Annotated in this window: 22 protein-coding genes and 1 tRNA gene; 14 read left to right on the top strand and 9 right to left on the bottom strand. The window is 60.3% G+C overall.

Features of this window, described 5'->3' with window-relative positions; all coding sequences use genetic code 11:
- Window positions 1-3: 3 nt before the first annotated feature.
- The 3 genes from AC07OF_RS03150 to AC07OF_RS03160 form a co-directional block, all read right to left on the bottom strand.
- Window positions 4-996 (bottom strand): DUF4880 domain-containing protein, encoded by a 993-nt coding sequence (locus tag AC07OF_RS03150; RefSeq protein ID WP_198325380.1) that lies wholly within the window; start codon window positions 994-996, stop codon window positions 4-6.
- A gap of 5 nt (window positions 997-1,001) precedes the next feature.
- Complete coding sequence (locus tag AC07OF_RS03155; protein ID WP_157194101.1) at window positions 1,002-1,511, bottom strand: sigma-70 family RNA polymerase sigma factor; 510 nt, start codon at window positions 1,509-1,511, stop codon at window positions 1,002-1,004.
- Between the two features lie 100 nt (window positions 1,512-1,611).
- Window positions 1,612-2,088, bottom strand: a complete 477-nt coding sequence (locus AC07OF_RS03160; RefSeq protein WP_476445989.1) for a GNAT family N-acetyltransferase — start codon at window positions 2,086-2,088, stop codon at window positions 1,612-1,614.
- Window positions 2,089-2,189: 101 nt separating this feature from the next.
- Between AC07OF_RS03160 and AC07OF_RS03165 the strand changes: the two genes are divergently transcribed.
- Window positions 2,190-3,401: a YeeE/YedE family protein gene (locus AC07OF_RS03165; protein ID WP_157194097.1), complete on the top strand. Its 1,212-nt coding sequence runs from the start codon at window positions 2,190-2,192 to the stop codon at window positions 3,399-3,401.
- Between the two features lie 6 nt (window positions 3,402-3,407).
- Here the strand turns inward: AC07OF_RS03165 and AC07OF_RS03170 are convergent, their stop codons facing one another.
- Window positions 3,408-3,632 carry a DUF3077 domain-containing protein gene (locus AC07OF_RS03170; protein ID WP_157194095.1) on the bottom strand — a complete coding sequence of 75 codons (225 nt, stop codon included), beginning with the start codon at window positions 3,630-3,632 and terminating at the stop codon, window positions 3,408-3,410.
- Between the two features lie 122 nt (window positions 3,633-3,754).
- A complete protein-coding gene (locus AC07OF_RS03175) occupies window positions 3,755-3,976 on the bottom strand; it encodes a hypothetical protein (protein ID WP_157194093.1) in 222 nt (73 codons plus the stop codon).
- A 430-nt stretch (window positions 3,977-4,406) separates the two neighbouring features.
- Here AC07OF_RS03175 and AC07OF_RS03180 point away from each other — a divergent pair, with 430 nt between their 5' ends.
- On the top strand, window positions 4,407-4,700 hold the full coding sequence (locus AC07OF_RS03180; protein WP_342623219.1) for a type II toxin-antitoxin system RelE/ParE family toxin: 294 nt from the start codon (window positions 4,407-4,409) through the stop codon (window positions 4,698-4,700).
- A gap of 2 nt (window positions 4,701-4,702) precedes the next feature.
- Complete coding sequence (locus tag AC07OF_RS03185) at window positions 4,703-5,002, top strand: addiction module antidote protein (RefSeq protein WP_157194089.1); 300 nt, start codon at window positions 4,703-4,705, stop codon at window positions 5,000-5,002.
- Here AC07OF_RS03185 and AC07OF_RS03190 read toward each other — a convergent pair.
- On the bottom strand, window positions 4,999-5,865 hold the full coding sequence (locus AC07OF_RS03190; protein ID WP_342623218.1) for a LysR substrate-binding domain-containing protein: 867 nt from the start codon (window positions 5,863-5,865) through the stop codon (window positions 4,999-5,001). The genes AC07OF_RS03185 and AC07OF_RS03190 overlap by 4 nt on opposite strands.
- A gap of 132 nt (window positions 5,866-5,997) precedes the next feature.
- Between AC07OF_RS03190 and AC07OF_RS03195 the strand changes: the two genes are divergently transcribed.
- Genes AC07OF_RS03195 through AC07OF_RS03210 form a run of 4 tightly spaced genes read left to right on the top strand, consistent with a single transcriptional unit; the run spans window position 5,998 to window position 10,234 of the window.
- Window positions 5,998-7,050, top strand: a complete 1,053-nt coding sequence (locus tag AC07OF_RS03195; RefSeq protein ID WP_495072572.1) for an agmatine deiminase family protein — start codon at window positions 5,998-6,000, stop codon at window positions 7,048-7,050.
- Between the two features lie 4 nt (window positions 7,051-7,054).
- Window positions 7,055-7,963 (top strand): N-carbamoylputrescine amidase, encoded by a 909-nt coding sequence (gene aguB / locus AC07OF_RS03200; RefSeq protein WP_191832334.1) that lies wholly within the window; start codon window positions 7,055-7,057, stop codon window positions 7,961-7,963.
- A 1-nt stretch (window position 7,964) separates the two neighbouring features.
- Window positions 7,965-9,068 (top strand): extracellular solute-binding protein, encoded by a 1,104-nt coding sequence (locus tag AC07OF_RS03205; RefSeq protein ID WP_495072573.1) that lies wholly within the window; start codon window positions 7,965-7,967, stop codon window positions 9,066-9,068.
- Window positions 9,069-9,109: 41 nt separating this feature from the next.
- Complete coding sequence (locus tag AC07OF_RS03210) at window positions 9,110-10,234, top strand: agmatine deiminase family protein (protein ID WP_157194080.1); 1,125 nt, start codon at window positions 9,110-9,112, stop codon at window positions 10,232-10,234.
- 2 nt (window positions 10,235-10,236) lie between these two features.
- Here AC07OF_RS03210 and gabP read toward each other — a convergent pair whose 3' ends face one another.
- Window positions 10,237-11,646, bottom strand: coding sequence for a GABA permease (gene gabP / locus AC07OF_RS03215; RefSeq protein WP_157194078.1), 1,410 nt, complete (start codon window positions 11,644-11,646; stop codon window positions 10,237-10,239).
- Window positions 11,647-12,008: 362 nt separating this feature from the next.
- Here gabP and AC07OF_RS03220 point away from each other — a divergent pair, with 362 nt between their 5' ends.
- Window positions 12,009-12,200 (top strand): DUF4223 family protein, encoded by a 192-nt coding sequence (locus AC07OF_RS03220; protein WP_075226586.1) that lies wholly within the window; start codon window positions 12,009-12,011, stop codon window positions 12,198-12,200.
- A gap of 286 nt (window positions 12,201-12,486) precedes the next feature.
- Here the strand turns inward: AC07OF_RS03220 and AC07OF_RS03225 are convergent.
- Window positions 12,487-12,571: transfer RNA gene (locus AC07OF_RS03225), tRNA-Leu, on the bottom strand.
- Window positions 12,572-12,679: 108 nt separating this feature from the next.
- Here AC07OF_RS03225 and queA point away from each other — a divergent pair.
- From queA to AC07OF_RS03255, 6 genes are all read left to right on the top strand, one after another.
- Entirely contained in the window at window positions 12,680-13,729 is a 1,050-nt protein-coding gene (gene queA, locus AC07OF_RS03230; protein ID WP_157194075.1) for a tRNA preQ1(34) S-adenosylmethionine ribosyltransferase-isomerase QueA, read from the top strand.
- 14 nt (window positions 13,730-13,743) lie between these two features.
- Window positions 13,744-14,859 carry a tRNA guanosine(34) transglycosylase Tgt gene (gene tgt, locus AC07OF_RS03235; RefSeq protein ID WP_167335154.1) on the top strand — a complete coding sequence of 372 codons (1,116 nt, stop codon included), beginning with the start codon at window positions 13,744-13,746 and terminating at the stop codon, window positions 14,857-14,859.
- Between the two features lie 46 nt (window positions 14,860-14,905).
- On the top strand, window positions 14,906-15,241 hold the full coding sequence (gene yajC, locus AC07OF_RS03240) for a preprotein translocase subunit YajC (protein ID WP_010223473.1): 336 nt from the start codon (window positions 14,906-14,908) through the stop codon (window positions 15,239-15,241).
- Window positions 15,242-15,304: 63 nt separating this feature from the next.
- Window positions 15,305-17,170: a protein translocase subunit SecD gene (secD, locus tag AC07OF_RS03245; protein WP_157194073.1), complete on the top strand. Its 1,866-nt coding sequence runs from the start codon at window positions 15,305-15,307 to the stop codon at window positions 17,168-17,170.
- A gap of 9 nt (window positions 17,171-17,179) precedes the next feature.
- Window positions 17,180-18,091 carry a protein translocase subunit SecF gene (secF, locus tag AC07OF_RS03250; RefSeq protein WP_038614525.1) on the top strand — a complete coding sequence of 304 codons (912 nt, stop codon included), beginning with the start codon at window positions 17,180-17,182 and terminating at the stop codon, window positions 18,089-18,091.
- A 121-nt stretch (window positions 18,092-18,212) separates the two neighbouring features.
- Window positions 18,213-18,761, top strand: a complete 549-nt coding sequence (locus AC07OF_RS03255) for a glycine zipper 2TM domain-containing protein (RefSeq protein ID WP_157194071.1) — start codon at window positions 18,213-18,215, stop codon at window positions 18,759-18,761.
- Window positions 18,762-18,819: 58 nt separating this feature from the next.
- On the opposite strand, the gene suhB is transcribed toward AC07OF_RS03255, so the two are convergent.
- Window positions 18,820-19,638, bottom strand: a complete 819-nt coding sequence (gene suhB, locus AC07OF_RS03260; protein ID WP_038614523.1) for a type III secretion system regulator SuhB — start codon at window positions 19,636-19,638, stop codon at window positions 18,820-18,822.
- Window positions 19,639-19,677 lie beyond the last annotated feature (39 nt).

Here is a 19,677-nt window from a genome sequence, read left to right on the forward strand (position 1 = left end):
TTTTCACACTCGAGCGGTCACCGTGATCCAGTACTGTGTGCGCCGTTGCAGACGCACCGGCAGGCTCTTTTCCAGAAGGGCGAAGATTTGCTCAATGTTGTTCAGCGGGAAGGACCCGGTCAGGTACAGATCGGCAACGGCCGGGTCGCAGCGCAAGACCCCGACGTGATAGCGCGACAGCTCGGCGATGAAGCTGCCCAGGCGCATGCGCTGGGCAACGATGAAGCCGTCGATCCACGCGGTTGTGCTCTGGTCCATGGGTTGCGGCGCCGCTATGCCGTATTGATCGATACGGGCCTGCTGACCGCTGGGGATAACCTGCTCGATACCCCCGGTAAACGGTTTGGCTGCTACTTGACCGCTGCTCACCGACAGCAGGGTACCGTGGCCGTTGGGTTCGCTGCGCACGTTGAAGCGGGTGCCCAGCGGACGTAGACGTGCCTCCGCGGTGTGCACCAACAACGGCCTGCCGGAGGCATCCTGGCCGCTGAGGATGTCGATTTCGCCTTGATGCAGCACCAGCAGGCGTTCACCGGCGCTGTAGCGCACATCCAGCGCAGTGCGGGTGTTAAGCCAGACCTGAGTGCCATCGCCCAGGGTGTGGTGACGGCGCTCGCCGGTCACCGTGTGATAGTCCGCCAGCGCCCCTTGCAGCCACAGGCTGTCGCGGGCCTGCCAGGCGCTGGCGCCGAACAGACCGATGCCGACAAAGGCCTTGAGCAACTGGCGGCGGTTGGCATCGAGGGTCCGGGTGTGCTGCAAGGCATTGCGGGCTACCGGATTGTTCAGTTGCGCGGCGCGTTGCTGCAACTGTCGGGGAATGCCTGCCAGCCGCTGCCAGGCCCGCTCGTGCTCCGGATCGGCCTGGCGCCACTGTTGCAGTTGCTGATGCTCCTGAGGGCTGATGTCGCCGGATTGCGCCAGGGTGAACCAGGCAATCGCCTGGTCGCGGATGCCAGGGGCAATAGGGCGCTCGTGAGGTGCCTGGGCGGACATGGCGCTCACTCGTACTGGCTGGCGTAACACAAGGCGAAGGCCTTGCTCATGGACTTTTGCACCTGATCGATGCTCAGTCCCATGTGCGCGGCGATCTGCTTATAGGTCAGGCCATCGAGCTGCGACAGCAGGAAAATCTCCCGCGCCCTCGGCGCCAGGCCATGCAGCAGGGCATCGATCTCCACCAGGGTTTCGATCAACAGGTAATGATCTTCGGCCGACAGCGCCACCGCTTCCGGTTGCGCTGCCAGTGCTTCGGTATACGCCCGTTCCACCGCCTGGCGCCGCCAGCGATTGACCAGCAGGCCATTGGCAATGGTCGCCAGATACGCCAGGGGCTGACGCAATTCGTTGAGTGGCTGGCGCGAGCGCATCACCCGCACAAAGGTGTCCTGGGCCAGGTCGTCGGCATCGGCACTTTCGCTCAAACGCTTGCGCAACCAGTTGCGCAGCCAGCCGTTGTATTCGAGATAGAGGTGTTCGACATCCCGTTGCAAAGACTTGGGCGTATCCATGAAAGTGCAAGCGCCAGTATGTTATTGATAATTGTTCTCAATGCTACTGGAGGCTGGAGGGCGGATGCAATCGTTGAATGCAGAGGGCGTCATCGATCCGCTACAGCACTTGCTTCATTTGCACCAAGGCTACCCGCGTATTGCCCGGCCCCTGGCGCTCCTCGATGGCGAAAGGGGTAAAACCCAGCTGTGGATAAAGCAACAACCCGGCGGTATTGCTGTTGAAGCAGGAGACCCAGACTTCACGGGCATCGAACTGCTGACGGGCCAGCTCGATCATGCTCTGCACCAGATACCGCGCCACACCATGGCCGCGTGCAGCCGGGGCTACCACCACATTGCCGAGGGCGCAGACACCGCCGTGCTCGGCCTTGTAGAAGTTGGCAAAGGCCAGCAACGTGCCGTCGCCCTCGACCACCGTCGAGCCCTCGCGTTGCGCGATGGCATCGCTCAGTTGCGCTGGCGTCAGCGGATACTGGGCTTTGGGGAACATGTAGAACAGCTCCTCCGGGCCTTGGGGGAAACAGCAGATAGTGGCGATGTCCGTGGCCTGGACGGGGCGATGGGTCAGCTGCATAAAAGTGGCTCGCTCAAGGAGGAGGGTGACGGAATCCTACACTGCCTGGCGGCCTGCGCAGGTACAATCGCAGCCTGTAAAATCGCCACGCGGATACTGTCATGAGTCTTTCTGTTCCCACCGTGCCTGAACGCCGCCTCGGGGCGCCGCTGTTCGCCCTGGCACTGCTGTTGATTGGCGCGCTGTTTCTCAACGCTAATGTCGGCAGCAATCAAGTGCTGCTGTTGATCGTTGGTGCCGCCCTGGGTTTGACCCTGTATCACGCCGCCTTCGGTTTCACTTCGGCCTGGCGCGTGTTCATCAACGAACGCCGCGGTGCAGGCCTGCGGGCGCAGATGGTGATGCTGACCCTCGCCGTGCTGCTGTTCTTCCCGGCGCTGGATGCCGGGACCTTGTTCGGTCAGCCGGTCAAAGGGCTGGTGGCGCCGGCCGGGGTCTCGGTGGTGTTCGGTGCGTTCATTTTCGGCATCGGCATGCAGATGGGCGGTGGCTGCGCTTCCGGCACGTTGTTCACGGTTGGTGGCGGCAATGCGCGGATGCTGGTAACCCTGCTGTTTTTCATCATCGGTTCGGTGACCGCCACCCATCACGTTGACTGGTGGTTCTCGCTGCCTTCGTTCCCGGCGACTTCGATTGTTCAGACGTTTGGACTGATGCCCGCTTTGCTCGTAAGCCTGGTGGTGTTTGCGTTGATTGCCTGGCTTACGGTAGTGCTGGAAAGACGCCGCCACGGTCTGCTCGAAACCGCGCCGCACAGTGAGCATCAAGGGCTGCGCCGTTTTCTGCGGGGGCCGTGGCCGCTGCTGTGGGGCGCGGTGGCCTTGGCGCTGCTCAACTACCTGACCCTGGCGCTGGCCGGGCGTCCGTGGGGGATTACTTCGGCGTTCGCCTTGTGGGGCGCGAAAACCCTTGGTGGCCTGGGAGTGGATGTCGGCAGCTGGGCGTTCTGGCAGGTGCCGGCCAATGCCAAGGCGCTGGCTTCGCCGCTGTGGGAGGATGTGACCACGGTAATGGATATCGGCATCGTTCTCGGTGCGCTCCTGGCTGCCGGTCTGGCCGGTCGTTTTGCACCTAACCTGAACATCCCCACGCGCTCGCTGGTAGCGGCGGTGATTGGCGGCCTGCTGCTGGGCTACGGTTCGCGCCTGGCTTATGGCTGTAACATCGGTGCGTACTTCAGCGGCATCGCCTCAGGCAGTGTGCATGGCTGGCTTTGGCTGATCGCGGCGTATGCCGGCAACGTGATCGGTGTGCGCATTCGTCCGTTCTTCTTTGAGGGTGAGCGTCGCCCGGCTACCTTGAGTGGTTGCTGATAAGGGCTACAGGTTCACATCATCGATAATCGCTTTGGCCATCTCGCCTAGAAAATGCGCGGCCCACACCAGGGTCGCGTCTTCCTCTGTTTCCCCCAGTAAAGTCAGCTTGTTTACGCAGGCCATGAGCATGGACGCCTGGTTAAGTGCGTGCTCGGAGGAAATTCCAGGGTTGACGCGAAACAGCTGGTAGTTGGCGAAGGTTACCGCGCCGGTAGTTGCATTGTTCATGAGTGAACCTCGAACTGAGGGTCGCGCCCATCGCCGGCAATGCCGGCTCCCACAGTGTTCAGGGTGCACCCGGACCCTGTGGGAGCTGGCGAAGCCTGCGATCGAGCGCGAAGCGCTCGCAATCAGTTATGCATCTGAACGCAGGCCAGCGCCTGCTCAACACGGCTGCGTGCCGTCTCCATCTCGTGCACCGCAGCGCGTGCCAGCGCTTGGCCCTGCAGGTCAGGGTGCAGCAACACAGCTAGCGCACAGCTCAAATGCTCGGAGGCATAGACCAGGGCGTCTTCAAGGCAATAAGGGGATTCGGTGGGAAGAAGCGGGGGATCGGGGACGATTTTCAGCATGGTCAACTCCTAAGTCTCTATGGAGCTACCACCTACCGCTGTCAAACGAATGGGTGGCAGCTGTACGCGGGTTGACAGACCAGGGACTTAGGAACCCGGCGCACACGAGTGTGCCCCACGTACAGCTGCCATAACGGCAGTTGTCGCGCCTAAGTAAGGACGGTCTGTCAAAACCGGTCGTTGAATTAGCAACGACCGGCCAAGACTAGGCAGCTACCGAGGCAGGCGCAACAGCTGAAGTGCCCGGGGATTATGCTTGGGAAATGGACTACACGAAATAGCGAAACAGATGCGCCCTTCAACCTTTTCCGCAGTGTCATTGTTGACAGCTATAAGCACCTGAGTTGTTCGGCCAGTCATTCGCCGGGGGACGGAAGGTATGGACTTCAGCTTGTCAGCTTGTATCCAAAGGGATACATTGGGTTAGGACGTGCTCTATCGTGTGCTGCAGACACCTGGATTTTCCTCTTGGTTGGTATCCATTCGCGATCTACGCGCAAAAGTGGCGATTGCACGAAGAATTGAACGTGCAAGTGTAGGAAACCTGGGGGACGTCAAGTCTGTCGGGGGGCAAGTATCTGAAATGCGCATTGATGTTGGAGCGGGTTACCGGGTGTATTTCACCGTTCGCGACGGCGTTGTAATCGTCTTGCTGGCGGGTGGAGACAAATCCTCGCAATCCAAAGATATTCAACTGGCCAGGAAGCTGGTCAAGGACGTTTGAACATGAGCCTCACACTCAGCACATTCGACATGGCAACACTGCTGGATAGCGATGAGGCGATCAGTGAATACCTCTCCCAGGTGCTTGCTGATGGCGACCACGAAGAACTGATAAGGGCGCTTGGCTACGTTGCCAAGGCCCGTGGTATGGCCCAGGTGGCAACCGCCAGCGGGCTAGGTCGTGAAAGCCTATACAAGGCATTGTCTCCAGGAGCAAAGCCTCGCTTCGACACTGTGCTCAAAGTTATCCGTGCCTTGGGGATCGATCTTTTAGCTTTGCCACATGCGCCTTCGAATCATTAAGCCGTCGCAGTTGCCAAGTTGGCCTGCAACCAGGTACTGAAACTCCGCGTCAACGGGCTCTTCTCACTGTCCCGATGAATCAGGCAACTCCAATCAGGCCCCCTTACCGTTTGCGCACACAACGGCTGTAACAACCCCTGCGTACACGCCTGCATGGCAAGCAACTGACTGACCAGCGCAATGCCATGGCCAGCACACGCCGCATCGAGCAGCAACCCAGGGTCGGAGAAGTTCAAGCCGTTGCTGCGCTGGCCCACATCCTCACCGCCCTCAACCACCCAGTGACTCCAGTCCATTTCCCGTTCGCCATGCAAGGTGGTGCGCTGCGCTGCGGGCAACTTGAGCAAATCAGGATGGCAGGCCGGATACAGACGGTCGCGAAACAGGGTCTGGTGACTGCACTCGGCCTGGGCGCTGAGGTCGTCGCGCAGGCTCAGGTCGATGGTTTGCGTGGCCATGTCCGGCGGATCGAAGCTGGTAAACAACCACAGATCAACCTCCGGATGCTGACGATGAAAGTCCCCAAGGCGCGGCAACAACCAGTGCCGGGCGAACGCCGGGGTGGTGTTGACCACCAGCTGATTGGGCTTGCGGTACTGCTCCAGGCGCCGGATGCCAACCGACAACTGCTGCAGCATCGCCTGGGTGGTGCTCTGCAGGTCGTAACCGGCGTCGGTCAGGCTGACGCTGCGGCCGTTGCGAAAGAACAGCGGCTGCTCGAGGAAAGTCTCCAGGCTGCGGATCTGCTGGCTGATCGCAGACTGGGTCAGGTGCAGCTCTTCGGCGGCTTTATGAAAACTGCCCAGGCGCGCGGCAGCTTCAAAGCCGCGCAGGGCATTCAAGGGAGGCCAGTGCTTTAGCATTGATAAGCTCTACTGATCAGTTGTCGGCTAAATCTATCGTTTGTTCGCGCAATTATGAAGCCATAGCATTGTGTTCATCACCGCAGCAGCGGTTTTCAGTAATAAATATCCCTTAACTGAAAGGTGAGAAGCATGCAGCGCAATGGCGATCTGAGCAGTGGTTGGTTCATGCCCGCAGAGTGGGTGAACCATGCAGCGACCTGGATGGTCTGGCCGCACAACCAGGCGTTGTGGGAGTCCGGCTGGGGCGTGACCCTGGAGCAGGTTCAGGTGGACTTTGCCCGTGTTGCCAATGCCATTGCTCGCTTCGAACCGGTCAAGATGGTGGTGGATCCTTGCGCCCGAGCCAGTGCCAGCGACCTGTGCGGAGCGAACATCGAGCTGATCGAACTGGCGGTCAACGACAGCTGGTGCCGCGACTCCGGCCCGAGCTTCATCTGCCACCCGCAACAAGGGCTGGCCGGTGTCAGCTGGCGCTTCAACGCCTGGGGCGGCAAGTCGGCGCATGATCTGGACGAAAGCCTGGCGCGGCGCGTGCTCAACCAGCTCGGTCTGGACTGCTTTGGTACTGCCTTGAGCAACGAAGGTGGGGCTATTCATGTCGACGGCGAAGGCACCCTGATCACCACCGAGTCGGTGTTGCTCAATCCCAACCGCAATCCGGGAATGACCAAGGCCGAGATCGAGGAAATCTTCACCCGTTTTCTCGGCGTGAAGAAAACCATCTGGCTGCCAGGCGATCCGGACTACGTCACCGGCGACATGACCGACGGCCACGTCGATGGCGTCTGCGTCTTTGCCCGTCCCGGCGTCTTGCTGGTTGATGCGACTCATGATCAGAGCTCGGTGTATGCCCAGGTTGCGCGGGAAAACCGTCGGGCGCTGGAGCTGGCCACCGATGCGCAAGGCCGGTGTTTTGAAATGCTCGAACTGTATGAAGCCAGCGAGGCGGTGGATGTCGATGCCGAGGTGTTCTGCGCCTCCTACACCAACTTCTACATCGCCAATGGCGCGATCATCATGCCGGCCTACGGCATTGAGGCCGACCAGGCAGCTGCAGACGTATTGGCCAAGGCATTCCCGGGCCGCGAAGTGGTTCCGGTGCAGATCAACAACCTGGCCCACGGCGGCGGCGGTGTGCATTGCATCACCCAACAGCAGCCCGCTTGGCCAGTGAAGGGGTAATGCCATGACACTACTGACCGTCGCCAGCACGCAGATGCCGTGCACCTGGAACCTGCAGCACAACCTTGATCGGGCCGAGCAACTGGTACGCGAAGCGGCCGCTCAAGGGGCTCAGGTGATTCTGCTGCAGGAGTTGTTTGCCACGCCGTACTTTTGCATCGAGCAGCATCACAAACATTTGGCACTGGCCGAGGAATACCAACACAGCCAGGTACTCAAACGCTTCGCCGCACTGGCGCGGGAGTTGGGGGTGGTATTGCCGTTGAGCTGGTTCGAGAAGGCCGGCAACGCCTACTTCAACTCGCTGAGTGTGGCCGATGCCGATGGCCGCCTGTTGGGGGTGTATCGCAAGACTCACATCCCCAACGCCATCGGCTATCAGGAGAAGGAGTACTTCAGCCCTGGCGATACCGGCTTCCGCGTTTGGGACACGGCCTTCGGGCGCCTCGGTGTGGGTATTTGCTGGGACCAGTGGTTCCCCGAGACTGCACGCTGCCTGGCGCTGATGGGCGCCGAGGTGCTGCTGTTCCCGACCGCTATCGGCTCCGAGCCGGGCGCGGCCGAGCTGGATTCGCGTGATCACTGGCAGATGGCGATGCGCGGTCACGCGGCGGCAAACATCCTGCCCGTCGTGGCCGCCAACCGTGTGGGGCTTGAGGCAGCAACTACCGATCCCGAATTGCAGATGACCTTCTACGGCTCGTCCTTCATCAGCAACCACAAAGGCAAATTGCTGGTCGAGGCCGACCGCAGCACGCCTGGCGTTCTGGTGCAGCAGCTGGACCTGGCGGCGATGCGCGAGGAGCGCCTGACCTGGGGGATCTACCGCGATCGTCGTCCGGAAATGTACGCCGCGCTGCTCGGGCTCGATGGCCGTCAAGTCAATGCATGCTGGAAGACTCAAGGGGTGTGACATGAACATCAGCCACAAGCATTTGCTGCTCACCCTCGGCCTGGCGCTGGGGGCCAGCCTGACCAAAGCGCAGGCCGAGGACAAGACCCTGCGGCTGTACAACTGGGCGGATTACTTTGCCGAAGACACGCTGTCGAGGTTCACCGCCGAAACCGGAATCAAGGTGATCTACGACGTCATGGATGGCAGTGAAGTGCTGGAGGCCAAGCTGATGACCGGCGGCAGCGGTTACGACCTGATCTTCCCCGGCGACACCGTGGCCGAACGCCTGATGCGTGCCGGCAGCCTGCAGGCGCTGGACCCTGCGAAGCTTGAGGCGCTGGCCGATGTCGAGCCGGGTTTGCAGAAGCTGCGCAGCCATTACCCGCACGCCAGCAAAGCCACGGTGCCCTACACCTGGGGCACCATCGGCCTGACCTACAACGACGAACAGATCCGCCAGCGCATGGCGGATGCACCGGTGGAGAGCCTGGACCTGCTGTTCAAGCCAGAGCTTGCCGCCAGGTTCGCCGACTGCGGGATCTCGATGATCGATTCGCCGGACGAAGTGCTGGCCGTGGTCCTCAACTACCTGGGCCGCGACCCGCGCAGCGCCAAGCGCGAAGACCTGGCCGCCGCCGGTGAACTGTTGCTGAAGATTCGGCCGTATATCCGCAAGTTCCAGTCGCAACCGGTGACCGACCTGGTCAACGGCAACTTGTGCCTGTCGCTCGGTTACAGCGGCGACATGACCCAGGCCCAGCGCACGGCGGACTCAGCCAGCAAGAAAGTCAGCTTCCAGTACCGTATCCCCAAGGAGGGCACCACGGTGTGGATGGACAACATGGCCATTCCGGTGGATGCCAAACACCCGGAGTACGCCTATACCTTCATCAACTTCGTCATGCGTCCGGAGAACATGGCGGCCATCAGCAATTTCACCGGATACCCGACCTCGAACGCCAAGGCGCGTCCGGATGTCGATCCACAGATGCGCAACAACCCGGATATCTACCCGCCAGAAGCCACCTTCGAGCGCCTGGTTACCGGCAAGGATATTCCGCAGTCCGACATGCGTGCGCGGATGCGCGTGTGGACCAAGTTCAAGACCGCCCCGGGCAGTTGATTGCACGGCGCACGTAAACGAATTGAAAGAGAGTCAAACAGATGCCAACGCGTCGTGAGTTCATTAAACAGGTTTCAGCGACCGCAGGCTTGGGGCTGGTCGCCTCCATGGGTTTTGGTCTGAGTGTCCCGCAGTCGCTGGCGGCCGGCGGCAAACAATGGTTCATGCCTGACGAGGGCGACAAGCAGCAGTGCGCCTTCGTCTCTTTTGGCGCGCAGGAGGCCATCTGGGAAGACTTCACCGCCGACGTGCAGGAAGCCATCGGCCTGATCGCCAGCACCATCGCCCGCTACCAGCCGGTCACTGTGTTGTGCCGTGCCAGCGAACGCGATCTGGCGCAAGAACTGTGCGGCAGCAAGAACACCACTTTTGTCACCACCGAACTGGATGACATCTGGATGCGCGACATCGGTGCCAACTTCGTCATTACCGAGCAGGGCGACTTGGGCGCGGTCGATTTCAACTTCAATGGCTGGGGCAACAAGCAGCAGCATAAATACGATGCCCGTGTCGCGCGATTGTTGGCTGACGATGCTGAAGCGACTTACCTGCGCAGCGAACTGGTAGGCGAGGGCGGCGGCATTGAAGTGGATGGCCACGGCACCGCGATCATGACCGAAAGTTGCTGGATCAATGCCAACCGCAACCCCGACTGGAGCAAGGCTGAAGTTGAAGAAGAGCTGAAGGCGCGCCTGGGATTGCGCAAGATCATCTGGCTGCCGGGTATCAAGGGCAAGGACATCACCGATGCGCATGTCGATTTCTATGCGCGCTTTGTTGAACCTGGGGTGATCATCGCCAATCTCGACACCGATCCCGATTCCTACGATCACAAGGTCACCAAGGCGCACCTGAAAATACTCAGCAACGCGACCGACGCCGATGGCCGCAAGCTCAAGGTGCATACCGTGTCGCCACCGCTGAAGCCGCGCAACAGCAAGTTCAGCAAGAACAACCCGGACTTTGCCGCCGGTTACATCAACTACTTCGTTATCAATGGCGCAGTGATTGCCCCGCAGTTTGGCGACAAGGCCGCTGATACCAAAGCCTTCGAGCTGCTGACCGAGCTGTACCCGGACCGTGAGGTGGTACAGCTCAATATCGATGCCATTGCCGCGGGCGGGGGTGGTATTCACTGCGTGACCCACCAGCTGCCGCTGGTCTGAACTCAGGTTTTACCCAGCTGTTGAGCTGACCGCGCCGGTTGCCCGTGCTGGCGCGTCAGCACGATGCCAAGCAAGGAAATCACCAGCGCCAGGCCGATGGTCGAGGTCACCTCGGAGCGGTGCTCCGGCGTCACCAGCATGACCCCGAGCGCTGCGACGATAAAAGCGATGACGGCGTAGGTCAGCCACGGGAACAGCCACATATGGAAGTTGAGCTGGGTCTTTTGCTGTTGCAGCCTGCGGCGCATGCGCAACTGCGAGATGGCGATCACCAGGTACACCAGCAAGGCGATGGCGCCGGAACTGGCCAGCAGGAACTGGAACAGCCCGGCCGGAGCGAAGTAGCTGACCACGGTGATGATCGCTCCCAGTACGGTGCTGGCGATAACCGCCGTCCTCGGTACGCCGACCTTCGAGGTGACCTTCACCTGCCGTGGCGCCTCGCCGCGCTTGCCGAGTGAATAGAGCATGCGCGAAGCAATGTAGATCGACGAATTCATGCAGCTGGCCACAGCCACCAGCACCACCACGTCCATCATGAATTTGGCGTGGGGAATGTTCATCAGCTCCAGCGCCCGCTGGTAGGAGCCCACCGATGCCAGCTGCGGATCGTTCCACGGCACGATGGAAATGATCACCGAAATCGACAGCAGGTAGAACACGCCGATCCGCCAGATCACCGAGCGGGTCGCCTTGGCGATGTTCTTCGCCGGGCTTTGCGATTCGGCGGCGGCGATGGTTACCGCTTCAATGCCGATAAAACTGAACATGACGGTGATGAAGGCGCCCACTACCGCAGACACGCCATTGGGGGCGAAGCCGCCATGCTCATCCAGCAGGCGGCTGAAGCCGCTGACTTCCCGATCCGGCACCCAGCCCATCAGCACCGCGGCGCCGAGGCTTATGAAGGCGATGATCGCCAGCACCTTGAACATCGCGAACCAGAATTCGAACTCGCCGTACTTGGCCACGCTGAACAGGTTGGTCGCCGCCAGGGCAATGATCGACAGCAGGGCAAACAACCAGGCTTCGACCTGGGGGAACCAGCTGTTCAATACATGCCCGGCGGCCAGTGCTTCGATGGGAATGACCAGCACCCAGAACCACCAGTACATCCAGCCGATGGTAAAGCCCGCCCAAGGCCCGATGGCCTGGTCGGCATAGGTGGAAAACGAGCCGGTATCGGGGTTGGCCACGGCCATTTCACCGAGCATGCGCATCACCAGAATGACCAGGATGCCGGAGAGGAAGTAAGCCAGTATCGCTGCCGGCCCGGCGGCGGCAATGGCGTGCCCGGAGCCGACGAACAGCCCGGCACCGATGATGCCGGCAATGGAAAGCATGGTGACATGGCGCGGCTTGAACCCCTGCGCCAACTGACCTTTCGAATCTTCGGAGCCCAAGCTGATCATTATGCTTATTCTCTTTGTGTTTGATCTTGGGACGTACTGACTGACCGTTAGGCGAACATCACTCCTTTCCCTTCGAACACCTTTGAAGTTGCATAGCTGAAACGCACAAGTTGTTCTAGTCGATCAGTCATCACGACGAACGCACGGCTAAAAAAGGCCAGGCCACATTACCCAGGAGTATCGATTGGTGTGTTTGTCGATTGCGCCGTGATCGAGTCCGATTGCGCCATCGGGGCGAAGACTTTTTATCGTTCAAGATGGCCTGCAAGCGAGCGCTGCAGCCGACTGGAGAGTTTTACCTGCTTTCCGTATAATCGCGCTTCCGCCATTAAGGCGGTGCTTCATAATTTAAAGGACTTTGTATGAAAAAGCTGTTGAAAGCATCGGTTGCTGTAGCTGTAGTTTCGGGCGTTGCACTGCTCTCGGGTTGCACTGGTCAAGTCTACAACCAGCCAAAGAACTGCTCGTACGACTACCTGTTCCACCCTTCGGTTTCTGTTTCTAAAATTATTGGCGGTTGCGGCCCAATCGACAAGCTGCCACAACAGCAGTAATTTTAGCGCTGCACTGATTAAACCATTCAAGGTTTAATCCAAAGCCCCCTGTTACGGATGTAGCAGGGGGTTTTTGTTTTCTGTTTTCCAAGTGGGAACAACTGTCTTGTAGGAGCGGATTTATCCGCGATGGGTCGCAACGCGGCCCCAAAAGATGGGACTGCTGCGCAGTCCATCGCGGCGGTCCGGCGTCCCGCTAAATCCGCTCCTACAGGCTGAACTGCCCGCTCTCACCGGAATAGCGCCCACAAAAAAGCCGACTTTTCAGTCGGCTTTTTTATGCGTTTGGTGCCCCGAGGGAGACTCGAACTCCCACTCCTTTCGAAAACGGATTTTGAATCCGCCGCGTCTACCAATTCCGCCATCAGGGCTTGTGGCGGCGAAGTATAGAGAGGTGCCTACCGTTGGTCAATCAGGTTTCATGGTCAATTTTCGTCTTTTCGGCTAAACTTTGCGGCCCTGTCAAACCGAACACCATCATGCGCGTCGCTGATTTTTCCTTTGAGCTCCCTGATTCCCTGATCGCTCGCCATCCGCTGGCGCAGCGCCACAGCAGCCGGCTATTGACCCTGGACGGGCCGAGCGGGGCGCTGGCTCATCGCCAGTTCACCGATCTGCTCGAGCATCTGCGTCCGGGCGATCTGATGGTGTTCAACAATACCCGGGTGATTCCGGCGCGTCTGTTTGGCCAGAAAGCCAGCGGCGGCAAGCTGGAAATCCTCGTTGAGCGCGTGCTCGACAGCCATCGGGTACTGGCGCATGTGCGGTCGAGCAAGTCGCCCAAGCCGGGCACGCAGATTCTCATCGACGGTGGTGGCGAGGCCGAGATGGTTGCCCGTCACGACACGCTGTTCGAGCTGCGCTTTGCCGAAGAGGTACTGCCGCTGCTCGACCGTGTCGGGCACATGCCGCTGCCTCCTTATATCGACCGTCCGGATGAAGGCGCCGACCGCGAGCGCTACCAGACGGTGTACGCCGAGCGCGCCGGTGCGGTTGCTGCACCGACGGCCGGGCTGCACTTTGATGAAGCGCTGATGGCCAGGATTGCCGCCAAGGGTGTGGAAACCGCCTTTGTTACCCTGCACGTCGGCGCTGGCACCTTCCAGCCGGTGCGGGTCGAGCGCATCGAAGACCACCACATGCATAAAGAGTGGCTGGAGGTCGGCCAGGACGTGGTCGACGCCGTGGCTGCCTGCCGTGCGCGTGGCGGGCGAGTTATCGCCGTGGGTACCACCAGCGTGCGTTCGCTGGAAAGTGCTGCCCGTGACGGCGTGCTCAAGGCGTTCAGTGGCGACACCGACATCTTTATCTACCCGGGCCGGCCATTCCATGTGGTCGATGCCCTGGTCACCAACTTCCATTTGCCTGAATCCACGCTGCTGATGCTGGTTTCGGCCTTCGCCGGTTACCCCGAGACCATGGCTGCCTACGCGGCGGCGGTCGAAAACGGATACCGCTTCTTCAGTTACGGTGATGCCATGTTCATCACCCGCAATCCGGCGCCGCGCGGCCCCGAGGATCAAGCATGAGTCGCACCTGTCGTATGTCCTTCGAACTGCTGGCCACCGACGGCAAAGCCCGTCGCGGCCGCCTGACGTTCCCCCGTGGTGTGGTGGAAACCCCGGCGTTCATGCCGGTGGGCACCTATGGCACGGTCAAGGGCATGTTGCCGCGCGACATCGAGGCCATCGGCGCGCAGATGATCCTCGGTAACACCTTCCACCTGTGGCTGCGCCCGGGTACCGAGGTGATCAAGGCCCACGGCGACCTGCACGACTTCATGAAGTGGCAGGGCCCGATCCTCACCGACTCCGGTGGTTTCCAGGTGTTCAGCCTGGGTGCCATGCGCAAGATCAAGGAAGAGGGCGTGACCTTCGCCTCGCCGGTCGATGGCTCCAAGGTGTTCATGGGCCCGGAAGAGTCGATGCAGGTCCAGCGTGACCTGGGCTCCGACGTGGTGATGATCTTCGACGAATGCACCCCGTACCCGGCCGACGAAGACGTCGCGCGCATCTCCATGGAGCTGTCGCTGCGCTGGGCCCAGCGTTCGAAGAACGCCCACGGTGACAACACCGCGGCACTGTTCGGTATCGTCCAGGGCGGCATGCACCAGGACCTGCGCATGCGCTCGCTCGAAGGCCTGGACAAGATCGGCTTCGACGGCCTGGCCATCGGCGGCCTGTCGGTAGGCGAGCCCAAGCATGAAATGATCAAGGTGCTGGATTACCTGCCAGGCCAGATGCCGGCTGACAAACCTCGTTACCTTATGGGGGTAGGCAAGCCGGAAGATCTCGTTGAGGGTGTGCGCCGCGGCGTCGACATGTTCGATTGCGTGATGCCCACGCGCAACGCGCGCAACGGCCACCTGTTTATCGATACCGGCGTGCTGAAAATCCGTAACGCGTTCCATCGCCATGATGATTCGCCACTGGATCCGACCTGTGACTGCTACACCTGCCAGAACTTCTCCCGTGCTTATCTGCACCACCTGGATAAGTGCGGCGAAATGTTGGGCAGTATGTTGAATACGATCCATAACTTGCGCCATTACCAGCGTTTGATGGCTGGTTTACGCGAGGCTATTCAACAAGGTACATTGGCCGCCTTTGTCGATGCCTTTTACGCCAAGCGCGGGCTGCCTGTGCCGCCCTTGGACTGATGTTCTGTCGATCCCTAACAAGTACTGATTGCAACTGGAGTGCTAAATGAGCTTTCTGATCCCCGCCGCTTACGCGGACGCCGCAGCCCCTGCCGCCGGCCCAGCCGGAACCGGTTTTGAGTGGATTTTCCTGGTCGGCTTCCTGGTCATCTTCTACCTGATGATCTGGCGTCCACAGGCCAAACGTGCCAAAGAGCAGAAGAACCTGCTGAGCAACCTGCAAAAAGGTGATGAAGTTGTCACCAACGGCGGTATCGCTGGCAAGATCGTCAAAGTTGCCGACGACTTCGTAGTACTGGAAGTGTCCGACAATGTTGAGCTGAAGTTCCAGAAGGGCGCCGTTGCCGCGACCCTGCCAAAAGGTACGCTCAAAGCGATCTAAGTTTCAGTTTTTTACCAATCGACGGGGCGCGCAAGGCGCCCCGCGTCTTGAACGGGCGGCGTGATGCTGAACAAATACCCTCTGTGGAAATACGCACTGATCCTGGTGGTACTGGCGATCGGTTTTATTTATTCCGCTCCCAACCTCTACCCTGATGATCCGGCCGTCCAGGTCAGTGGTGCCAGTACGGCGCTGCAGGTCACTCAGGCGGATCTGGATCGCGCGAGCAAAGCGCTCGTCGAAGCCGGTATCCAGGTCAAGGCCGCGAGCCTGGGCGAGAAGGGCAAAGGTGCACTGCTGCGCCTGACCAAGCAGGAAGATCAACTTCCAGCCAAGGATGTAGTGCGCAAGGCACTGGGCGACGACTACGTGGTCGCACTGAACCTGGCCCCGACCACTCCACAATGGCTGCGCAATCTGGGCGCAAGCCCGATGAAGCTGGGTCTGGACCTCTCCGGTGGTGTGCACTTCTTGCTTGAAGTAGACATGGACAAGGCCATGGCGGCCCGTCTGAAAGTCTATGAAGGTGAAGTCAAAAGCCTGCTGCGCAAAGAGCGTGTGCGCTATCGCAGCCTGCCGCAACAAGATGGCGGCATTCAGCTGGGCTTCTCCGATGATGAATCCCGCGAACAGGCGCGCAGCCTGATCCGCAAGAATTTCAATGATTTCGAGTTGACCACCACCGAGCGTAACGGCTTGTCGGTGCTGCGTCTGGCGATTACCCCGGCCAAGGTCGCGGAAATCCGTGAATACTCGATCAAGCAGAACCTGACCACGGTGCGTAACCGGGTCAACGAGCTGGGCGTGGCCGAGCCGCTGGTACAGCGTCAGGGTGCCAACCGCATCGTGGTCGAGCTGCCAGGCGTGCAGGACACTGCCGAAGCCAAGCGTATTCTCGGCAAGACCGCCAACCTGGAGTTCCGTCTGGGGGCCGAGCCGGGTGCTTCGAAAGCCACCACCGAAACCTTCGAGTTCCGCGAAGGCGGTCGTTCGGCAGCGGTCGAGCGTGGCCTGATCATCACCGGTGACCAGGTTACCGACGCCCAGGCCAGCTTCGACGAGCAAGGCCGTCCGCAGGTGAACATCCGTCTGGATGGTCACGGTGGCGAACTGATGAGCCGCGCAACCCGCAGCAACGTCGGTCGCAGCATGGCGGTGATCTTCATCGAGCAGCGTCCAACCACGCGCTACGTGAAGCAGATGGTTGATGGCGTGGAAAAAGACGTCGCCGTCCAGACCTTCACCGAAGAGAAGAAAATCATCAGCCTGGCGACCATTCAGTCGCCGCTGGGCAGCCAGTTCCGTATTACCGGCCTCAACGGTCAGGGTGAATCGTCCGAACTGGCCCTGCTGCTGCGTGCTGGTGGCCTGGCCGCACCGATGTACTTCGCTGAAGAGCGCACCATCGGCCCGAGCCTGGGTGCCGACAACATCACCAAGGGTATCGATGCATCGCTGTGGGGCATGCTGTTCGTCTCGCTGTTCATCATGGCTATCTATCGTGCCTTTGGCTTGATCGCTACCATCGCCCTGGCCGGTAACATGGTCATGCTGCTGGCGCTGATGTCGCTGCTGGGGGCAACCCTGACCCTGCCGGGTATCGCCGGTATCGTCCTGACCATGGGTATGGCGGTCGACGCCAACGTGCTGATCTTCTCGCGGATTCGCGAAGAGCTGGCCAATGGCATGTCGATCCAGCGCGCTATCCACGAAGGCTTCAACCGTGCCTATACCGCGATTGTCGACGCCAACCTGACCACCTTGCTGGTCGGCGGCATCCTCTTCGCCATGGGTACCGGTCCGGTCAAGGGCTTCGCGGTTACCATGTCCCTCGGGATTTTCACCTCGATGTTCACGGCCGTCATGGTTACCCGCGCAATGGTCAACCTGACCTGCGGTGGGCGTGATCTCAAGAAGCTGTGGGTTTAAGGGGCTGCCATGTTACGTACCATTAACTTCATGGGTGTGCGCAACGTTGCGTTCGGCGTCACCCTGCTTCTTACCGTACTGGCGCTGTTCAGCTGGTTCTACAAAGGGCTCAACTTCGGCCTGGATTTCACCGGCGGTACGCTCATCGAGCTGACCTACGAGCGTCCGGCCAACCTTGGCCAGGTGCGTGAGGAACTGGTCAAGGCCGGCTTCGAAGACGCAGTTGTACAGAGCTTCGGCGCTACCACCGATTTGCTGGTGCGTATGCCGGGCGATGACCCGATGCTGGGTAACCGCGTTTCCGAGGCGCTGCAGAAAGTCAGCAGCGACAACCCGGCGGTGGTCAAGCGCGTCGAGTTCGTCGGCCCGCAGGTCGGTGAAGAGCTGCGCGACCAGGGTGGCCTGGGCATGTTGCTGGCTTTGGGCGGCATCATGATCTACCTGGCGTTCCGTTTTCAGTGGAAGTTCGCCCTGGGTGCGATCCTTTCGCTGGTGCACGACGTGGTCGTGACCATGGGTATCCTGTCGTTCTTCCAGATCACCTTCGACCTGACGGTGCTGGCGGCGGTACTGGCGATCATCGGTTACTCGCTCAACGACACCATCGTGGTGTTCGACCGGGTGCGTGAGAACTTCCGCGTACTGCGCAAGGCTTCGCTGATCGAGAACATCAACATCTCGACCACCCAGACCCTGCTGCGTACCGTGGCCACTTCGGTGTCGACCCTGCTGGCCATCGCTGCACTGTTGTTCTTCGGTGGTGACAACCTGTGGGGCTTCTCGCTGGCGTTGTTCATCGGCGTCATGGCCGGTACCTACTCGTCGATCTACATCGCCAACGTGGTGCTGATCTGGCTGAACCTGAGCAGTGAAGACCTGATTCCTCCGGCCAAGGCCGAAGGCGTGGACGACCGTCCATAAGGGGTTTTCCCACGCTGTTCGTCGTAGAAGAAGGCGCGAGTATTGAACTCGCGCCTTTTTTTATGCTCCAAGGCAGGGAGAAGGCGGGCAAAGTTCCCGCAGGTACGATCAGGAGGTTCACGTGAACAAGTCAATGCTGGTGGGTGCGGTTCTGGGTGCGGTCGGTGTGACTGCCGGAGGTGCTGTAGCCACCTACAACCTGGTCAAGAGTGGGCCGGAATACGCTGAGGTGCTGGCCGTGCAGCCGGTCAAGCAGACCGTCAAGACGCCGCGCGAAGTGTGCAAGGATGTGACCGTTACACGTCAGGCGCCAGTCAAGGACCAGCATCAGATTGCCGGTACCGTGGTCGGCGCTCTGGCCGGTGGCCTGCTGGGTAACCAGATTGGTGGTGGTACCGGTAAAAAGATTGCCACGGTGGCCGGTGCGGTCGGTGGCGGCTATGCCGGTAACAAAGTGCAGGAAGGTATGCAGGAGCGCGATACCTACACGACCACGCAAACTCGCTGCAACACGGTCAATGACCTGAGCGAGAAAGTGGTTGGCTATGACGTGAAGTATTCGATTGGCGAAAAGGTCGGTCAGGTGCGCATGGATCGTGATCCAGGTGCGCAGATTCCGCTGGATAAAGAGGGCAAGCTGATCCTGAGTGAGGCCCAGCCAGGCCAGTAAGCTTCCGCAGCCATAAAAAAAGCACCCCGAAGGGTGCTTTTTTATGTTCGATCGACGCTTAGCGTTTGATCGAAGCCGGCAGGTGCGGCTGGATAGCGGTCAGCACGGCCTTGAAGCACTTGATGTTGCCAGCGACGATGTGACCCTTTTCAAGGAAGTCGTGGCCGCCGGTGAAATCGCTCACCAGGCCGCCAGCTTCCTGGATCAGCAGGGCGCCTGCAGCCATGTCGTATTCCGACAGGCCCGACTCCCAGAAGGCATCGAAGCGGCCGGCGGCGACGTAGGCCAGGTCCAGGCTGGCAGCGCCAGCACGGCGGATGCCGGCGGTCTGGCCAACCAGGGCGCGGAACATGCCCAGGTAGTTGTCCAGGTCAGCCATCTGGTTGTCGCGGAACGGGAAGCCGGTACCCAGCAGAGCACCTTCCAGGCTGGTGCGGGCGCTGACGCGCAGGCGACGACCGTTCAGTTGGGCGCCACGGCCGCGGCTGGCGGTGAATTCTTCCTGGCGGACAGGGTCCAGAACCACGGCGTGCTCAAGGCGGCCACGGTATTTGCAGGCAATGCTGACAGCAAAGTGCGGAATGCCACGCAGGAAGTTGGTGGTGCCGTCCAGTGGGTCGATGATCCACAGGTAGTCCTTGCCTTCTTCGCCGGTGCCGGCGTGCAGGCCGGTTTCTTCGCCGTAGATGGAGTGGTTCGGATAGGCCTTGCGCAGGGCATCAATGATTTTCTGCTCTGCGGCGCGATCGACTTCCGAGACGTAATCCTTGGCGTCTTTTTCATCAACCTTGATGGTATCCAGGCGCTCGATGGAGCGGAAAATCAATTCACTGGCGCTGCGGGCGGCGCGCAGCGCGATATTCAGCATGGGCTGCATGGACGTTTCACCTGGGTCGTTAAAGAAAGCCGAACATTC

This window comes from Pseudomonas sp. GW821-FHT10B02 (assembly GCF_059415665.1).